This window comes from Rhodomicrobium sp., assembly GCF_047605405.1.
GTDB classification, from domain to species: domain Bacteria; phylum Pseudomonadota; class Alphaproteobacteria; order Rhizobiales; family Rhodomicrobiaceae; genus Rhodomicrobium; species Rhodomicrobium lacus.
This window is the reverse complement of record NZ_JASGFR010000026.1, coordinates 39,011-56,620: the sequence shown is the minus strand read 5'-3', so window position 1 is coordinate 56,620 and position 17,610 is coordinate 39,011. Positions and strand designations below refer to the sequence as shown.

Here is a 17,610-nt window from a genome sequence, read left to right as displayed (position 1 = left end):
CAGGAACGCGAAAAGCCCCGCAGGGCGGGGCTTTTCAAAGTGACGCTCTCGCTGAGAGATGCCTTCGAGAGGCTTTAACGCAGCTGCAGCCGAGCCGCGCCCGCGCCGACTGCGAGACCGGTCTGAGCCTTCACACTGACGGGCTGAAGCGAAACGGTGCGACCGCTGCCGCCGACGAGGACATTCGCGCCCGCGCCGACGCCGAACGAGACATCAGCCGATGCGCCGACATAATCGCCGCGCAGCGCGTGGCGGCGCAGGCTCGTCGGAGCGTAGACGGCCCAGACGAGGACGGCCTTGTCGCGGATGCCGACATCGGGGCCAAGGCGTTCGATCTTCGCGACGTAGTTTTCACGATGGCCGTAAGCGCTCGTGAAAACGCAGCGGGCTTCCTGCGTGGAGCCGACGAACACGCCCTGCGAAGGCGCCGTGAAGCAGCGCAACACGCCCGCGCGCACGCCTGCGTCGGCGGTCGTGGTCATTCCGAGCGCGATTGCGGCGCCCGAAAAGAAAGCAACAAGTTTATTCATAGTGTTCTCCCTCCATATTCGGTTCCCCACCTTCAAACTCCAGCTATGCGGCAAAGTTCCGGCACAGCGATGGCGGGGACGAATCGGACTCAAAGACAGGCACGATTTGAATGCTGCTATTTGAGTCGCGGCAGCCTCGTCCACAATAAAGTTGTGTCAAAATATTTCCGGTTGATTTGCTTTTATTATACTATCTTGAGTAGAGGCTGCGCAAATGCAGCGTGAGTGCCTCCCGCAGAATGTGCGCCACCCGTTCCATCTCGCGGAGAGGCTCGTAAGTCCAGCTCTCTATTCGCCCGTCGAACATGCGAACGCGTCCGCTCCCTTCCAGACGCCGGACGAACTCCCCGAACTTGTTACGGCCGCCTTCTCGTCCGCGCCTGAAAGGCAAACGGGCGATATGGACGGGCCTTCCCGTGCTTGCCGCCTCGGTGATCATGTTGATGGAATCGCACGTCACCACGAAGGCGTCCGCGTGCGCAAGCATACCGAGATAGGGGTTCGCGCCGTTCTGGCCGTCATAGATGTACGCGCCGGAGCCTGCCAGCGCCTCGGTGAGCGCGGCCATATTGGCCTCGCCCGTGCGCCGCGACCCGCTGACGAGAAGCCCGAACCCCTGCGCCGCGAGCGCGGCGAGCTGCGCGCCCAGCACCGTCATATCCTCCGGGCGAAGGTCGTAGCGCGAATTGACGCCGCCGATCGCCACCGCAACACGGGGGCGGGGGATGGCGGCGAAAGCGTCCGCCCAGCGAGGCGCCTCGGCCGCGAGCCTCGCCGGGGTTATGATGTGTAACGAGCCGTCCATCGTGACGATATTGTCGCCCGTCACGCCGTCGTGCCACGGCACCACGATGCGGTCGAACGAACCGCGCCGCACGACGGGATCCTGTATCTGCACCGTGAAGGTGCGTCCCTTGCTCGCCTCGCGCAGATATATAAGAGGCAGCGCGCCGGGCCGCCCGGTTGCGATGGCGATATCGGGCCACGGCGCTTCGAGCGATGCGCCGCTGCCGCTGAAGGCGAAGCGCTTGAATGCGGTGACGTACGGGCTGGCAATGCGCCACGGCTTGCGCAGCACGACGCGTTTCAGCACCGGTTCGAGGCCCATCGCTTCCGCAAGGCCGAGCGACTGATTTTCGAGGCCGGGACGCCCGTCGCCGATAACCCAGCAACTCGGGAGCGGATGCGGCGACAAGCGGTCTCCGGCGGCTTCGGCAACGGTCTCATTCATGGCGTTTGCTCGCTTCTCTCGCCCTTCGCGCCGGTTGGCTTCCGCGCCACTTGACAGCCGAACGCAGAGCCCCGGCGCCGGATGGGTCCGCGCGACGCTCTAGCACGCACCTTCCATGGCGTAAACGGGCAGCCAATCGCAAGCGTACGACCCGGCACATGGTCGGCCTTATAAAAGCGCCATCTGACGATTGCTGATGCCACCGGAAGGCGCGGGCTGCGCAATTGGAGTTGATGCACCGCGTCGTCTCGGCTATCGAGCCCGGGAACAAGGTTGGAGTTGTGCCGATGGTTTCGGTCGCGGAAGCGGCGTTGCGCGGGAAGGCAGATCCTTCGTCGCGGGCCCCTGTCGGGAACCTCGGGCTGACGCTCGGGCTCGTCGCGGTTTCATGCCTCATCGTCGCACGCTTCGTGCTTGCCGCGACGACCGAACTTGCCGAAGATGAAGCCTATTACTGGATGTGGTCGAAGCATCTGGCCGCCGGATATTACGACCACCCCGCCATGATCGCCTGGTGGATCCGCGCGGGCACCGAGATTTTCGGCGACACGGCTTTCGGCGTGCGATTCGTCGGCCTCCTGAGCACCGTCGCGGGGTCATATCTCCTTTGGCGCGCGAGCCTTGCGCTGTTCGCCGACCGCGCGGCGGCGCTTCTTGCCGTCGTGTGGATGAATGCGACGATCCTTTCCGCCGCCGCCGGTATCGTCTCGACGCCCGACACGCCGCTCGCCTTTTTCGCGACATGCGTGCTGTTCGCGCTCGCGAAGCTTATCGAAACGGGGCGAGGCGCATGGTGGCTCGGTGTCGGCGGGGCTCTCGGCCTCGCCTTCATGAGCAAATACACCGCCGCGCTCATGCTGCCGGGCCTTTTTCTGTGGATGGCCGGCACGCGCGAAGGCCGCCGCTGGTTCCTGCGCCCCGAGCCGTATCTCGGCGGCGTCGTCGCCTTCGCGGCAATCGCCCCCGTCGTCTGGTGGAACTACGCCCAAGACTGGGCGTCTTTCGCGAAGCAGGCCGCGCACGGCGTCAAGGACAAGCCTGCGAACGCCTTCGCGAGCGTTGGCGAACTGCTCGGCGGACAGGCGGGATTGGCGACGCCCCTCATATTCCTTTTCTGCCTGTGGGGCAGCTTTTACGCGCTCGCACGCGGATTGCGGCGCGACGATGCGCGGTGGCTTCTGCCGGGCGGGATAGCCGCCCCGATGTGGGCGTTCTTCATCGTCCACGCGGCGAGCCAGAAGATCCAGCCGAACTGGCCGGGGCTCGTGTACCCCTTCGCGATCCTCGCAGCCGTGCATGGCGGCCTTGCGGTGCTGGGGCATCGCCGCGCGCCCACGCTCCGTACCGCCTTCGTTGCCGCCCCCTTCATCGGCGCGGCTTTCACCCTTGTCGCGCTGGTTCAACTCGGCACGGGTGCGATTCCCATCGAGGCGAAGAAAGACCCAACGACGCGCATGAAGGGCTGGTCGGCGCTCGGCGCGGACATCGACCGTCTTCGGCGCGAGCATGGCGCGGGCCTCGTGCTGACGGATCGTTATGCCATCACGGGCGAACTCGCCTTCCACGGCATCGGCGCGGATGGCGTCGTGCAGATCAACGACCGGATCCGCTATTCCAATTTTCCACCGCCGGATGAATCCCGGCTGAAGGACGCGCCTGCGCTGCTGGTGCTCAAGGCGGGATCGCAGCCCAAGGCGTCCCCCGCCTTCGACAGCGCCGTTCAAATCGCCACCGTCACGCGACCGGGCGGATTGCAGCCCCGCGACGCTTATGCTGTATTCCTCCTCAGTGGATATCGCGGCGGCCTCTTCGCCTGCGATCCGGCGACCAGACAGGGCAAGACATGCAGCCAGATGTGACTGAAGCGCGGCGCATCGAGGCCGTACCCGCGATTGCCAAGGGGCCCGATCTCACCGTTATCGCGCCCACGTTCAACGAGCGCGAGAACGTCGAGCCGCTGATCGAAAAGCTCGCCGCCGCGCTTTCCGGCGTCCATTGGGAAGTCATCTTCGTCGACGACGACTCGCCCGACGGGACCGCCGCCCATGTGCGCGAAGTGGCCCGCCGCGATTCGCGCGTGCGCTGCGTTCAGCGTCTTGGACGGCGTGGGCTGACGTCGGCCTGTGCGGAAGCCGTCCTCGCCTCTTCCGCCCCCTATGTCGCGATCATCGATGCCGACTTGCAGCACGACGAGACGCTTCTGCCGCGCATGCTCGAACTCCTGCAAAGGGAGCCGGAAACGGATGTCGTGATCGGCAGCCGCTACACGGAAAAGAGCCTGTCGGAAGGCTTCACGCGCGCGCGGCAGGCCATGAGCTTCATCGCCACGCGCCTCGCGCAGACCATTCTGCGGGCAAAGCTCTCCGATCCCGTATCCGGCTTCTTCATGGCGAAGCGCGAAGTCTTCGAGGGCTCGATCCGCAACCTCTCGGGCATCGGCAACAAGATCCTCGTGGATGTGTTCGCGTCGTCGCCGCGCCCCCTGAAGTTCAAGGAACTGGCCTACCAGTTCAAGGCGCGCCTCCACGGCGAAAGCAAGCTCGATACGTTGACCGTCTGGGAATATCTCGTCCTGCTTGCCGACAAGAGCCTCGGGCGCATCGTGCCTGTGCGCTTCCTGTTGTTCAGCCTCGTCGGCTTTACGGGCGTGCTCGTGCATCTCGGCGTGCTGCGCGCGGCCCTTGTCGCAACGCCGCTTACGTTCGCGACCTCGCAGGCCCTCGCAACTCTCGTCGCCGCGATCTCGAACTTCTTCCTGAACAACTGGCTGACCTATCGCGACAAGCGCCTGACCGGCTGGCAGATCATACCGGGGCTGATCACCTTCCTGCTCGCATGCAGCGTCGGCGCGGTCGTGAACGTGGCGTTTGCTGAAACGGTCTTTGAGATGACCGCGCTATGGTGGCTCGCCGGGATCGCGGGCGCGGCGGTCAGCGCCGTGCTGAATTACGCGACGACATCGATCTTCACCTGGCGGAAGCGGTAGCGGCGCGGGAAGAGCGGACATCGCACGCACGAAAAAAGGCCGGACGAAAGTCCGGCCCCGTAATCGCAAACAATGCGCCTTGATCAGGCCGCGAGGCTGAACGGGCGGTCGTTGATGATGAGCCCGTCCGAACCCGCCGTGATGCGCACCGTGTCGCCATCCTTCACGGCGCCCGCAAGGATCAACTCCGACAGCGGATCCTGCACCGCGCGCTGGATGACGCGCTTCAACGGCCGCGCGCCATAGGCCGGCTCGTAGCCGCGATCCGCAAGCCAGTTCCGGGCCTTCTCATCGACATCGAGCACGATCTTGCGTTCGTCGAGCAGCTTCTGCAGGCGCTTGAGCTGGATGTCGACAATCGCACCCATCTCATCGCGGCGCAGCCTGTGGAACAGGAGAATGTCGTCGATGCGGTTCAGGAACTCGGGCCGGAAATGCGCCCGCACCACCGCCATCACCTGCGCGCGCACCTCAGCTTCGCTCTCGCCCTCCGGCTGGTTGACGAGATATTCCGAGCCGAGGTTCGATGTCATGATGATGATCGTGTTGCGGAAATCGACCGTGCGGCCCTGACCGTCCGTCAGCCGGCCATCGTCGAGCACCTGAAGCAGCACGTTGAACACGTCCGGGTGCGCCTTCTCGATCTCGTCGAACAGAACGACCTGATATGGCCTGCGGCGCACGGCTTCGGTCAGCGCGCCGCCTTCCTCGTAGCCGACATAGCCGGGAGGTGCGCCGATAAGCCGGGCGACGGAGTGCTTCTCCATGAACTCCGACATGTCGATGCGCACCATGGCGCTTTCGTCGTCGAACAGGAACGCCGCGAGCGCGCGTGAAAGCTCGGTCTTGCCGACGCCGGTCGGACCGAGGAACATGAACGAGCCGATGGGCCGGTTCGGGTCCTGCAGGCCCGCCCGCGCGCGCCGCACGGCAGTCGCCACGGAGCGCACCGCCTCTTCCTGGCCGATGACGCGCTTGCCAAGCTCGTCCTCCATGCGAAGCAGCTTGTCCTTCTCGCCTTCGAGCATCTTTTCGACGGGGATACCCGTCCAGCGCGACACGACGCCCGCGATGTGGTCCGGCGTTACCGCCTCTTCGACCATGCCAGGCTTGCCTTCACCCGCGCTTTCCATCGCCTTGAGCTTCTTCTCAAGCTCGGGAATCACGCCGTATGACAGTTCGCCCGCGCGCGCGAGGTTGCCCTTGCGCTGCGCCTGCTCAAGCTCATTGCGGGCGGCGTCGAGTTCTTCCTTCACCTTCTGCGAGGAAGCGAGCTTGTCCTTCTCCTCCTTCCAGCGGCGGGTCAGCGCGTCGGATTTCTCCTCCAGATCCGCGAGGTCTTTCTGAAGGCGTGCGAGACGATCCTTCGACGCGACGTCGCTTTCCTTCTTCAGCGCCTCGCGCTCGATCTTGAGCTGGATGATGCGCCGGTCGAGTTCGTCGAGTTCCTCGGGCTTCGAGTCGACCTGCATGCGAAGACGGCTCGCTGCCTCGTCCATCAGGTCGATGGCCTTGTCGGGCAGGAAGCGGTCCGTGATGTAGCGGTTCGACAGCGTCGCCGCCGCGACGAGCGCCGAGTCGGTGATGCGCACGCCGTGGTGAAGCTCGTACTTTTCCTTGAGGCCGCGCAGGATGGAAATGGTGTCCTCCACCGTCGGCTCGCTCACGAACACGGGCTGGAAGCGGCGGGCAAGCGCCGCGTCCTTCTCGATATATTTGCGGTATTCGTCGAGCGTGGTGGCGCCGACGCAATGCAGTTCTCCGCGTGCGAGTGCCGGTTTCAGGAGGTTCGATGCGTCCATCGCGCCCTCGGCCTTGCCCGCGCCGACGAGCGTATGCAGTTCGTCGATGAACAGGATGATGCCGCCCGCCGCTGCCGTGATCTCCGAGAGAACGGCCTTGAGGCGTTCCTCGAACTCGCCGCGATATTTCGCACCCGCGATCAGCGCGCCCATGTCGAGCGCGAGAAGCTTCTTGTCGCGCAAGGATTCCGGCACGTCGCCATTGACGATGCGCAGCGCAAGCCCTTCGGCGATGGCGGTCTTGCCGACGCCCGGCTCGCCGATCAGCACGGGGTTGTTCTTCGTGCGCCGCGAAAGCACCTGGATCGTGCGGCGGATCTCCTCGTCGCGGCCGATCACGGGGTCGAGCTGGCCCTTCGCCGCCGCGTCCGTGAGGTCGCGGGCGTAGCGCTTCAGCGCGTCGTAAGCTTGCTCGGCGGATGCGCTGTCGGCGGTGCGGCCCTTGCGCAGATCGTTGATCGCGGCGTTGAGCCCGGTCGGCGTGACGCCCGCATCCGCGAGGATCTTCGAGGTCTGCGCGTCCTTCTCCATCGCAAGAGCAAGCAGAAGCCGCTCGACGGTGATGAAGCTGTCGCCCGCCTTGTCGGCGATCTTCTCCGCCTGATCGAGGACGCGCGCGAGTTCGGGCGCGATGTAGATCTGGCCCGCGCCTTGCCCCGTCACCTTCGGTATCTTGGCGAGCGCCTGCTCGACGCGCGCAAGCGCATCCTCGGGTCGGCCGCCCGACTTGGTGATCAGTCCGGCGGCAAGTCCCTCGCTGTCGTCGAGCAAGACTTTCAGAAGGTGTTCAGGTGTAAGTCTTTGATGTCCTTCGCGCAGGGCGAGCGACTGCGCGGACTGGAAGAAACCTTTCGAACGGTCGGTCAGTTTCTCGAAATTCATGGTTGCCTCGGTGGCTGCTAGACGCAGCCGCGTATCTGGACAGGAAGCAGGTTGATGCCGTCATATATGGCAGCATCATTCGTCAAAAAAAGGCTTCAGGCGCTCGCATGTCGGCTACGCCCAAGATAGTTTCACTGGTCCATTATCCCATGAAAGGGATGAACGGGATCGACGCGCCGAAAGCAGACTTAACACCCGGTGAAGGCATGCCTTTCGACCGGATCTACGCCATTGAAAATGGCGGTCACGCTTTCGACACGCTGAGCCCGAAATGGTTCCCGAAAGTGCATTTCCTGCAATTGATGCGAAACGAGCGGCTAGCCAGCCTTAACCTTGCCTTCGACGAGGACAGCCACACGCTCACGCTGTTCCGCGACGGTCGGCAGGTCGCGCGGGGCGCGCTGAAAACCAGGCTCGGCCGTCAGATGATCGAGCAGTTTCTCGCGGCCTACATGAAGGATGACCTGAAGGGACCACCGCGCATCGTGCATGCCGACGGCCATCAGTTTACCGACATCGCCGCGAAGGCTCTGCATGTCGTCAATCTGGAGACGGTGCGCGACGTTTCCCGCGTAACAGGCGTAGACCTCGCCCCCGCGCGCTTTCGCGCGAACCTCTATTTCGAGGGCGTGCCCGCGTGGGAAGAGCGGCACTGGATCGGCAAGACGTTGACGTGCGGCGGCGCGCAGCTTGAGGTGTTCGCGGAAACGGCGCGTTGCGAAGCCACGAGCGTCGACCCGGCGACAGCGCAGCGCGGGATTTCCGTCCCGGCGGCGCTGCAAGGCACATGGGGCCACAAAAACCTGGGGCTTTACGCGAAGGTTACGCGCGGCGGCGCGGTCGGCGTCGGCGATGTGCTCACGGTTGCTTGAGATACGCCACTTCATGAGCGCGCGCATCCTTGCCGCCGGGCAAAGAAAGCGCGACATACGTTTTTCGCTAGATAAGACAGCGTTCGCGGGTCTATGAACTCGCCGTAGTTATTCTAAAACAAGAAGGCGCACGACAATGCCGGACTATCGCTCCCGTACCTCGACCCATGGCCGCAACATGGCGGGCGCTCGCGGTCTCTGGCGTGCGACCGGCATGAAAGACGGCGATTTCGGCAAGCCGATCATCGCCATCGCCAACTCGTTCACGCAGTTCGTCCCCGGCCACGTGCATCTGAAGGATCTCGGCCAGCTCGTCGCGCGCGAGATCGAAAAGGCGGGCGGCGTCGCCAAGGAATTCAACACCATTGCCATCGACGACGGCATCGCGATGGGCCATAGCGGCATGCTTTATTCTCTGCCGTCGCGCGAAATCATCGCCGACGCGGTGGAATATATGGTCAACGCGCACACCGCCGACGCGCTCGTTTGCATCTCGAATTGCGACAAGATCACGCCCGGCATGCTGATGGCGAGCCTGCGCCTCAACATTCCGACGATCTTCGTTTCCGGCGGCCCGATGGAAGCGGGAAAGGTCATAGTTGGCGGCAAGACGCACGCGGTGGATCTCATCGACGCGATGATCAAGGGCGCGGACCCGACCGTGTCTGACGAGGTGGCCGAAGCCTATGAGCGCGACTCGTGCCCGACCTGCGGCTCGTGTTCGGGCATGTTCACGGCCAATTCCATGAACTGCCTCACCGAGGCGCTCGGTCTTTCGCTGCCCGGCAACGGCACGATGCTGGCCACCCACGCCGACCGCAAGGACCTGTTCCTCGAAGCGGGGCGGCGCATCGTCGAAATCACGAAGCGCCATTATGAAGGCGACGACGCCAGCGTGCTCCCCCGCTCCATCGCCAATTTCGAGGCATTCGAAAACGCGATGACGCTCGACATCGCGATGGGCGGCTCGACCAACACGGTGTTGCATCTGCTCGCCGCCGCGCAGGAAGCGGGCGTGCCCTTCACCATGACCGACATCGACCGGCTGTCGCGCCGCGTGCCGTGCCTCTCGAAGGTCGCGCCGAACATCGCCAACGTCCATGTCGAAGACGTGCATCGTGCGGGCGGCATCATGGGCATCCTCGGCGAACTCGACCGCGGCGGGCTGATCAATCGGGGCTGCAGCACCGTTCATGCGCCGACCATCGCGGATGCGCTCGACAAGTGGGACATCGCGCGCACCAATTCGCCGGAGGTGCAGAGCTTCTACAAGGCCGCGCCCGGCGGTGTCCGCACGGTCGAGGCCTTCAGTCAAGCCGCGCGCTGGGACGAACTCGACGCCGACCGCGCCAAAGGCGTCGTCCGCTCCGTGGAGAACGCGTTCTCGAAGGATGGCGGCCTCGCCGTGCTGTTCGGTAACATCGCGCTCGATGGCTGCATCGTGAAGACGGCGGGTGTCGACTCCTCGAACCTCACCTTTACTGGTCCCGCCGTGATCTGCGAGAGCCAGGAAGAGGCGGTCGAGAAGATCCTCGGCGGCGCGGTCAAGGAAGGCGACGTGGTGCTCATCCGCTATGAGGGGCCGAAGGGTGGCCCCGGCATGCAGGAAATGCTCTATCCGACGAGCTATCTGAAGAGCATGGGCCTCGGCAAGAAATGCGCGCTGATCACCGACGGGCGCTTTTCCGGCGGTACCTCGGGCCTGTCCATCGGCCACGCCTCGCCCGAAGCGGCCGAAGGCGGCGCGATCGGCCTCGTTGAGCAGGGCGACATCATAGTGATCGACATTCCGAACCGCCTGATCCGTGTCGACCTGTCCGACGAAGTGCTGGCAAAGCGGCGCGCGGCGATGGAAGCAAAGGGCGCGGCGGCATGGAAGCCTGTCAGCCGCGTTCGCCATGTGAGCCAGGCGCTGCGGGCCTATGCGGCGCTGACAACGAGCGCGGCGCGCGGCGCGGTTCGAGACGTTTCGCAAGTTGAGCGCAAGGGCTGAACGAACAGCGCTTCCGTCTGAAAGGCTCGCCGCGGGCGTTGTTCCGCGACGGGCATCGGGTGCAATAGATAGCCCGCATGCGATCGGCATCGATTCAGACGCAAAAGCCGATTCGGCTGCGCCAATATCACTGCGTCGTGCGGCGTCGATTGCGGCATAATCGCTGCAAGAACAGCGACAGGCACGAAAAAAGCCCCGAGCGTCGGCGTCGGGGCTTTTCCAATTTTGCACTCTCGCGAGCCGCCGGAACGTATCGAGGGCGGTGCGCGACACGCTCCCGGCGTGTCAGGACGTGGAGTCGTCGGTTTTGGGGTCGATGACCGCCGCCACGGCAGGCGCGGCATTGGACAGCGCGGCGGTTCCGCTGCGGCCCGTGTAAGTCTTCACCGGAGCGGCTTCACCGATCGGGCGGCGGCGGCGGCGGCGCGGCAGGCGGTCGCCCTCCGGCGCGCCGTTATAAGCCTCGCCGTTCGAAACGCCATTGACCGGCTGCGGTGCGCCGTCAACCGCGCTGCTGGGCTGCGGAGGAAGCACCACCGGCTGCTGCAGGAACTGCGGGAAAGCGTTCTGCGGGATATAGGGCTGCGGCTGCTGATGCTGATTGTAGGAGGGGACGCGCTCGGGGCGCTCGCCGCGATCCGGGCGTTCGCCGCGCTCGGGCCGTTCGGCGCGTTCCGGGCGCTCGTTCCGCTCGGCGCGCTCGTTCCGCTCGGGCTGAAAGCGTTGCTGGGGAGCAAAATCGTCCCCGTCGCCATCATCGTCATCGGAGTCGAAATCGCGCGAATAGGCATCCTGTCCGCCGAACCGCCCGCCGTTGAGGGGCTGCTCGCCGCCGGTATTCTGAGCCTGCGCGGCAAGGATGATGCGGTTGTAATGCTCGGCATGCTGAAGATAGTTTTCGGCGGCCACGGAATCGCCGGAAGACATCGCGTCGCGAGCAAGAGACGTATATTTCTCCGCGATATGCATCGCTGTGCCACGGATCTTGACGTCGGGACCACTCGATTCGTAGTTCCGGCTCATGGAATTCTGTGGCTTGCGGCCGCCACGATTGCGGCCTCTGCGGCTTTGCTGTCCTTGCCTCATGGGTCCTGTCTTGTCGAAGGTCACAAAAGCTCACCTCATGCAGACATGGCGTGTTGGTGCCGGTAAATGCCTGCAACAGTAAAAAATCTCAGTCCAGCCTGCCTGTCAGTTCGAAGCAACGCTAACTTGAGAAGCAGATGTTTCTAGGCTCTGCGCAGTAAGAAACGTGAACCACGGATACCGCCGATGCCTGAAATCAGCACCCGGTCATAGCATCAGTTTTTTGGTAGCCTACGTTCCTACGCCTCGTCGTGTCTCAACCGCTGCGGGTTGACGAGGCCGCCTCTGCATTGACCCTATCCCGATCCAATCGGATTTCCAACCTTTTTTTTGCCGCGCATCGCGTCGTCAGACGGCTGTCTCACTCCTGCAACGGCTCGCTCGATCCCCGCCAGATCCGCAAAAATTTCCGTTTGGAATCCGACGTCGAGTTCCGTCAGCAGGTCTCTAACCGACCGTGCCTGACGATGACCCGTCTCGAAAATCACGATTCCTGACATGCGCAAAATGCGCGAAACTTGCGGCACAATATCCCGGTACGCCTTAAGCCCGTCTTTCCCCCCGTCCAGCGCAAGCGGGGGATCGAAATCCCGCACCTCGGCGCTCAATCCCGCGATGTCGGCTGTTTCAATATAAGGAGGGTTACACGTAATGATGTCAAAAGTTGCATCGGCAAGGGCACTGCCCCAATCTCCGCACAGGAAAATGGAACGGGACGCGAAGCCGAGCCGCGCGAAATTCCTCCGTGCCGTTCGCAACGCCCCTTCGCTGCGGTCGATGCCGATTCCCATGGCGTTCGGCAACTCCGACAGAAGCGCGGCGAGGATGCAGCCCGTGCCGGTCCCAAGGTCGAGGATGCGAAGCGGTGCGTTCGCGCGATGCCGGTCGCGCGCCCATGCCAACGCGGTCTCGACGAGAACTTCCGTGTCCGGACGTGGATCGAGCGTATGCGGCGACAGCTCGAACGGCATGCCCCAGAACTCGCGCACGCCAAGGATGCGTGAAACCGGCTCGCCCGCGAAACGCCGTTGAGCGACATCGATAGCCCGATCCAGCACTGCGTGCGGAAGCGCTTCGTCGCGCCGGGTGACTGCCTCTTCCGGCGAGAAGCCGGCGGCATGCGCCGAGAGAAGACGCGCATCGAGAGCCGCCGACTCGATGCCGGCCTGCCTGAACCTTTCGGTGAGATAGCGCACCAATTCCCCGAACGTCGTCATCCGCGCTCCGCTGCGCCCGTTGCCTCAGGCATGGGCCGCGGTTTCCGCGGCAAGCTGGCCAGCCTGATGCTCCGTGATCAGCGCATCGATGATCGTGTCAAGCCCGTCGCCCTCCATGATCTGCGGCAGATTGTAGAGCGTCACATTGACGCGATGATCTGTCACGCGGCCCTGCGGAAAATTGTACGTGCGGATACGCTGCGAGCGGTCGCCGGAGCCGATCTGATCCTTGCGTTCCGCCGCGCGGGCTTCGTCGGCCTTCGTGCGCTCCATGTCGTAAAGGCGCGCGCGAAGCACCTGCATGGCGCGCGCGCGGTTCTGATGCTGGGATTTCTCGCTCGATGTCACGATGATGCCGGTGGGAAGGTGGGTGATCCGAACCGCCGAATCGGTGGTGTTCACGTGCTGGCCGCCCGCGCCGCTTGCCCGCATCGTGTCGATGCGGATGTCCTGCTCGCGGATTTCGATGTCGATATCCTCCGCCTCCGGCAACACGGCCACCGTCGCCGCCGAAGTGTGGATGCGGCCCTGGTTCTCCGTTTCGGGCACGCGCTGCACGCGATGCACGCCCGACTCAAACTTCATCCGCGCGAACACGCCCTTGCCGCTGATGCCCGCCACGATTTCCTTGTAGCCTCCGGCGTCCGCATCGCTGACCGAAAGCACGTTCACTTTCCAGCCCTTGAGGTCCGCATAGCGCTGGTACATGCGGAACAGGTCCGCCGCGAACAGCGCGGCTTCCTCGCCGCCGGTGCCCGCGCGTACTTCGAGGATGGCGCTTTTCTCGTCCGCCGCGTCCTTCGGCAGCAACATGATCTGAAGCTCGTGCTCCAGCTTTTCGACGCGCGGCTCGGCCGCCTCCAGTTCCTCGCGCGCAAGCTCCACCATGTCCGGCTCGGAGGCCGGATCTTCGATCATCTGGCGCAGGCTGTCGCGCTCGTCTTCAGCGGCTTCGAGCGTCTTGATGGCCGCGACGAGCGGATCGAGGTCCGAAAATTCCTTTGAGAGCTTCTTGAACGTCTCCTGATCGCAGCCTTCCGAAAGCTGTGCCTGGATGGTTTCCCAGCGCCCGACGAGCCGCTGCAGTTTTTCTTTCGGTATGGATGCCATGAATCGATCCCTGTTCATCACGACCAAACCCCACGGCCGGCGCGACGAAAACTGTTATTGGCCTGATCGGCTCGCGCCCGGGCGCATACGTTTGATTACCGTCGCCTCAAGCTCGCGATCAAGCGTACACGCCCAAAGGGCACAAGCAACTAATTGAATAAGCGGAGTGAATTTCACATTTGATGGGAGCGCCGCAGCCTGTCGCGATCAAATGTCAAGTTCACTGCACCGGGCGTGCGCAGCAGCCCATATCCGTTCTCTAGATATCAATGTTTTCCTTCCGCGCAAACTCGGTCAGTTCGCGCCGGATGGTCGGGCAGTTTCCGTCGACGAGACCGTTCAGGGTCTCTGCCAGCTTCTGCGTGTCGAGGGAAAGAACCATGGCCTTGATGGGCCCCACCGATGCCGGTGCCATGGAGATGGAGCGGAAGCCGAGCCCGATCAACGCCATCGCATCGACAGGCCGCCCCGCCATCTCGCCGCACAGTGCGAAGTCGGTCTTGTGCGCTATGGCCTTCGTCGCGATCTCGCGCAGCACCTTGAGCGCTGACGGGTGCAGCGGATCGAATCGCCTGGCCACGCGCTCGTTTTCGCGATCCGCAGCAAAGAGGAATTGCAGAAGGTCGTTGCTGCCGACCGAAATGAAGTCCACCAGCGGAAGGATCTGATCGAGCTGGTAGAGAATGGCCGGGATTTCGACCATCACACCGATGCGCATCTCCGACGGCAATTCGTGACCGTGCCGCTTCGCGTGCTCGACTTCCTTGTCGATGAGTGCCTTTGCGCCGAGAAGCTCGGAAACGTCGGCGATGAAAGGCAGCATCAGCGAAAGCTCGCGTCCCGCCGCCGCGCGCATCAGGGCGCGGGCCTGCGTCCGGAACAGCGCGGGCCTGTCGAGCGACATGCGGATCGCGCGCCAGCCCAGCGCCGGGTTCTCTTCCTTCACGCGCCGAAGGTAAGGCAGCACCTTGTCGCCGCCCACGTCGAGCGAGCGGAATACGACACGGCGGCTGGCGGCCATGTCGAGGATGCGGTTATAGGTCTTGCGCTGCTCCTCCATTTTCGGGAAGCGCGACGCGACCATGAACTGAAGTTCGGTTCGGTACAGGCCGATGCCGTCCGCGCCGCTTTGATAGAGATGCGGCAGATCCACCGTGAGCCCGGCATTCATGTTGAGCAGAACGCGCTCGCCGTCCTTGGTGATCGCCTGCACATGGCGAAGCTTGGAGAAGCGGGCCTGCCGCCGCGCGCGAAAACGCGCCTTGTCGGCGTAGGCGCGGATGAGTTCGAGCGACGGGCGAACGTGGAACTGCCCGGTCGCGGCATCGAGAATCGCCGGGTCGCCATGATCGGCGATCGCCAGCACGTCCGGCACCTGCACGAGCACCGCGAGATTGAACGAGCGCGCCACGATGGACACGTGCGAGGTCGCGCCGCCTTCCTCGATGACGAGGCCGCGCAGCTTGCGTGGATCGTAGCTCAGAAGCTCGGCCGCGCCCATATTGCGGGCGACGAGGATTGCGTCGTTCGGCAGGCGCTCGACATGCGTCTCCTGCCCCTGAAGCGTCCGCAGAAGCCTTGTCGACAGGTCGTCGATGTCGTGGCTGCGCTCGCGCCAGAAGTCGTCCCCAACCTTCATGAGCTGCGTGCGCATGTTCTGCTGAACGCGCTCCACAGCCGCCTCGGCGGTGAGCCCGGCCATGACGGCATCGCGCATGCGCCGCGCCCAGCCCTTGTCGTTCGCCAGCATCTGCACGGCTTCGAGAACGGCCTGATGCTCGCTGTCCTGGGGCGAATCTTCGTGTTCGAGATGGCGCCTGATATCGTCCTTGAGGCGTTCGAGCGCGTCTTCGAGGCGCTTCAGTTCCGCAGGGATGTTGTCAGCGAAAAACTTCAGCACCACGGGGCGCGGCTCGTGCAGCGCGATGTGGCCGAGCGCGAGTCCATCCGCAAGCGGCGTGCCCTTGAGCGTGACCGACGTTTCGCGCCGCCCCGGCGCGTGGGATACCGCGCCCGCAAAAGCGCCCGATCCGATGAGTTCCGCTAGCACCATGGCCGTCGTTTCGAGCGCCTCCACCTCTTCCGTCGTATAGCGGCGCTCGATCTTGTTCTGCACGGTGAGAACGCCGATGGTGCGCCGCTCGCGCACGATCGGCACGCCGAGGAAGGAGTGGTAGTTCTCTTCGCCTGTCTCAGGCTTGTAGGAGAACGAGGGGTGTTTCTGAGCGTCGGGCAAATTGATGGGCTGTCCCCAGTCGGCGATCAGACCGACGAGACCCTCGCCCTTGTTCATGCGGAGCGCGTGGACAGCCTCTTTCTTCAAGCCCTCGGTAGCGAAAAGCTCGAGCGACTCGTCCGGCAGGCGGACATAGATCGAACTCACCTCGGCGATCATGTTCGAGGCGATGACTTTGACGATGCTATCCAGCTTGGCTTGCGGCTCTGACGCACTCGCCATGATCGCCCGCAAGCTTCGGATCAGCACCCATGGTGGACGTTGTGTCCAGGGCATCTGCCTGGTTCCAATAACCTGTTAGGTTGCGAGGGTAAGGCGCCCCTGCCACGCGAGCGCCCGAATTTCCGGTTCGTGTCGTTTCAGGTTCGGTCCAGACCGAACAAGCTATGCAGTGTGTTGACCGCCTCCTCGGTATGCGCCGCGCCGATGAGCACGCTGATCTTGATTTCGGACGTCGAGATCGCCTGGATGTTGATGCCCTTCTTGGCGAGGGCCTGAAACATCTCTGCGGCCACGCCTGCGTGGCTGCGCATGCCGACGCCGATGACCGACACCTTCACCATATCCGTGTCGCCGCGAAGGTCGCGATAGCGGATCGTATCCTGATTATCGCGCAGCACCTGGAGAGCGCGCGGCAATTCCGATGCCGCCACGGTGAAGGTGAGGTCGGTTTTCCGGCCATCCTCGGAAATGTTCTGCACGATCATGTCGACGTTGATGTTCGCTTCCGACAACGGCACGAAAATGCTCGCGGCAACGCCCGGCTTGTCCTCGATGCTCAGGACCGTAACCTTTGCCTCGTCTTTCGCGTAAGCAATGCCACTGACAACGTGATGTTCCAGCATTTCCGTTTCGTCGCAAACGAGCGTCCCGCACTTTTCGGATATTCCGGAGCGAGCGGGTTCGCATGATTCAGGGTTATCGAAGCTAGAACGAACTTGTACACGCACGCCTTGAGCCATTGCAAGCTCGACAGAGCGCGTCTGGAGCACTTTCGCGCCCAGAGACGCCATTTCCAGCATCTCCTCATACGAAATGCGGGGGAGCCTGCGGGCGGCGGGCACAATGCGCGGATCTGTTGTATACACCCCATCGACGTCCGTGTAGATGTCGCAACGCTCGGCCTTGAGAGCGGCCGCCAGCGCAACGGCGCTCGTGTCGGAACCGCCGCGCCCGAGGGTGGTTATGCGTCCGGAAGGGGCAATGCCCTGGAAGCCCGCCACGATGGCAACTTCTCCGCCTTCGACGCTCGCGAGCAGGTCAGACGTTTCGACGCGATCGATGCGCGCGACGCTGTGCGAATCGTCCGTGACAAGCGGGATCTGCCAGCCCTGCCAGGATCGCGCCCTGACCCCGATGGACTGGAGAATGATCGCCATCAACCCCGCCGTGATCTGCTCGCCCGATGACACGACGGCGTCATACTCGCGCAGGTCGTACAGCTCGTGAGCCTCCTTGCACCATCCGACGAGACGGTTCGTGTGGCCCGCCATGGCGGAAACCACGACAGCGACGCGATTTCCCGCTTCGACCTCACGCTTGACGTGGAGCGCCGAATTTCTGATGCGGGCGATGTCTGCGACGGAAGTTCCGCCAAATTTCATGACGAGCAGCATGGGACTGGCTATATGGTGCGAGAGTGAAGATAACGGTGCGACCGTATGC

Annotated in this window: 12 protein-coding genes; 4 read left to right on the top strand and 8 right to left on the bottom strand. The window is 63.7% G+C overall.

The genetic code is table 11. The features are described 5' to 3' along the window. Positions 1–74: 74 nt before the first annotated feature. Positions 75–530: a DUF992 domain-containing protein gene (locus QM659_RS11560; RefSeq protein ID WP_127078553.1), complete on the bottom strand. Its 456-nt coding sequence runs from the start codon at positions 528–530 to the stop codon at positions 75–77. A 190-nt stretch (positions 531–720) separates the two neighbouring features. Then, complete coding sequence (locus tag QM659_RS11555) at positions 721–1,761, bottom strand: mitochondrial fission ELM1 family protein (RefSeq protein WP_415188542.1); 1,041 nt, start codon at positions 1,759–1,761, stop codon at positions 721–723. A gap of 287 nt (positions 1,762–2,048) precedes the next feature. Here QM659_RS11555 and QM659_RS11550 point away from each other — a divergent pair, with 287 nt between their 5' ends. Beyond that, entirely contained in the window at positions 2,049–3,620 is a 1,572-nt protein-coding gene (locus QM659_RS11550; protein ID WP_415188541.1) for an ArnT family glycosyltransferase, read from the top strand. Further along, entirely contained in the window at positions 3,605–4,747 is a 1,143-nt protein-coding gene (locus QM659_RS11545) for a glycosyltransferase (protein ID WP_415188540.1), read from the top strand. The genes QM659_RS11550 and QM659_RS11545 overlap by 16 nt, the downstream gene beginning before the upstream one ends. An 83-nt stretch (positions 4,748–4,830) precedes the next feature. Here the strand turns inward: QM659_RS11545 and clpB are convergent, their stop codons facing one another. Continuing rightward, positions 4,831–7,431 (bottom strand): ATP-dependent chaperone ClpB, encoded by a 2,601-nt coding sequence (clpB, locus tag QM659_RS11540; RefSeq protein WP_415188539.1) that lies wholly within the window; start codon positions 7,429–7,431, stop codon positions 4,831–4,833. 206 nt (positions 7,432–7,637) lie between these two features. Between clpB and QM659_RS11535 the strand changes: the two genes are divergently transcribed. Both QM659_RS11535 and ilvD read left to right on the top strand, forming a co-directional pair. Continuing rightward, a complete protein-coding gene (locus QM659_RS11535) occupies positions 7,638–8,303 on the top strand; it encodes an MOSC domain-containing protein (protein ID WP_415188538.1) in 666 nt (221 codons plus the stop codon). A 136-nt stretch (positions 8,304–8,439) separates the two neighbouring features. Further along, the gene (gene ilvD / locus QM659_RS11530; protein WP_415188537.1) at positions 8,440–10,296 is read left to right on the top strand and encodes a dihydroxy-acid dehydratase; all 1,857 of its coding nucleotides are present in this window, start codon (positions 8,440–8,442) and stop codon (positions 10,294–10,296) included. Between the two features lie 285 nt (positions 10,297–10,581). Here the strand turns inward: ilvD and QM659_RS11525 are convergent, their stop codons facing one another. From QM659_RS11525 to QM659_RS11505, 5 genes are all read right to left on the bottom strand, one after another. After that, positions 10,582–11,382 (bottom strand): DUF4167 domain-containing protein, encoded by an 801-nt coding sequence (locus tag QM659_RS11525; protein ID WP_415188536.1) that lies wholly within the window; start codon positions 11,380–11,382, stop codon positions 10,582–10,584. 296 nt (positions 11,383–11,678) lie between these two features. Continuing rightward, positions 11,679–12,599, bottom strand: a complete 921-nt coding sequence (gene prmC / locus QM659_RS11520; protein ID WP_415188535.1) for a peptide chain release factor N(5)-glutamine methyltransferase — start codon at positions 12,597–12,599, stop codon at positions 11,679–11,681. Positions 12,600–12,623: 24 nt separating this feature from the next. After that, positions 12,624–13,709 (bottom strand): peptide chain release factor 1, encoded by a 1,086-nt coding sequence (gene prfA, locus QM659_RS11515; RefSeq protein ID WP_415188534.1) that lies wholly within the window; start codon positions 13,707–13,709, stop codon positions 12,624–12,626. A gap of 259 nt (positions 13,710–13,968) precedes the next feature. Next, entirely contained in the window at positions 13,969–16,221 is a 2,253-nt protein-coding gene (ptsP, locus tag QM659_RS11510; protein ID WP_415188533.1) for a phosphoenolpyruvate--protein phosphotransferase, read from the bottom strand. An 83-nt stretch (positions 16,222–16,304) separates the two neighbouring features. After that, positions 16,305–17,561 carry an aspartate kinase gene (locus tag QM659_RS11505; protein ID WP_415188532.1) on the bottom strand — a complete coding sequence of 419 codons (1,257 nt, stop codon included), beginning with the start codon at positions 17,559–17,561 and terminating at the stop codon, positions 16,305–16,307. Positions 17,562–17,610: the final 49 nt, after the last annotated feature.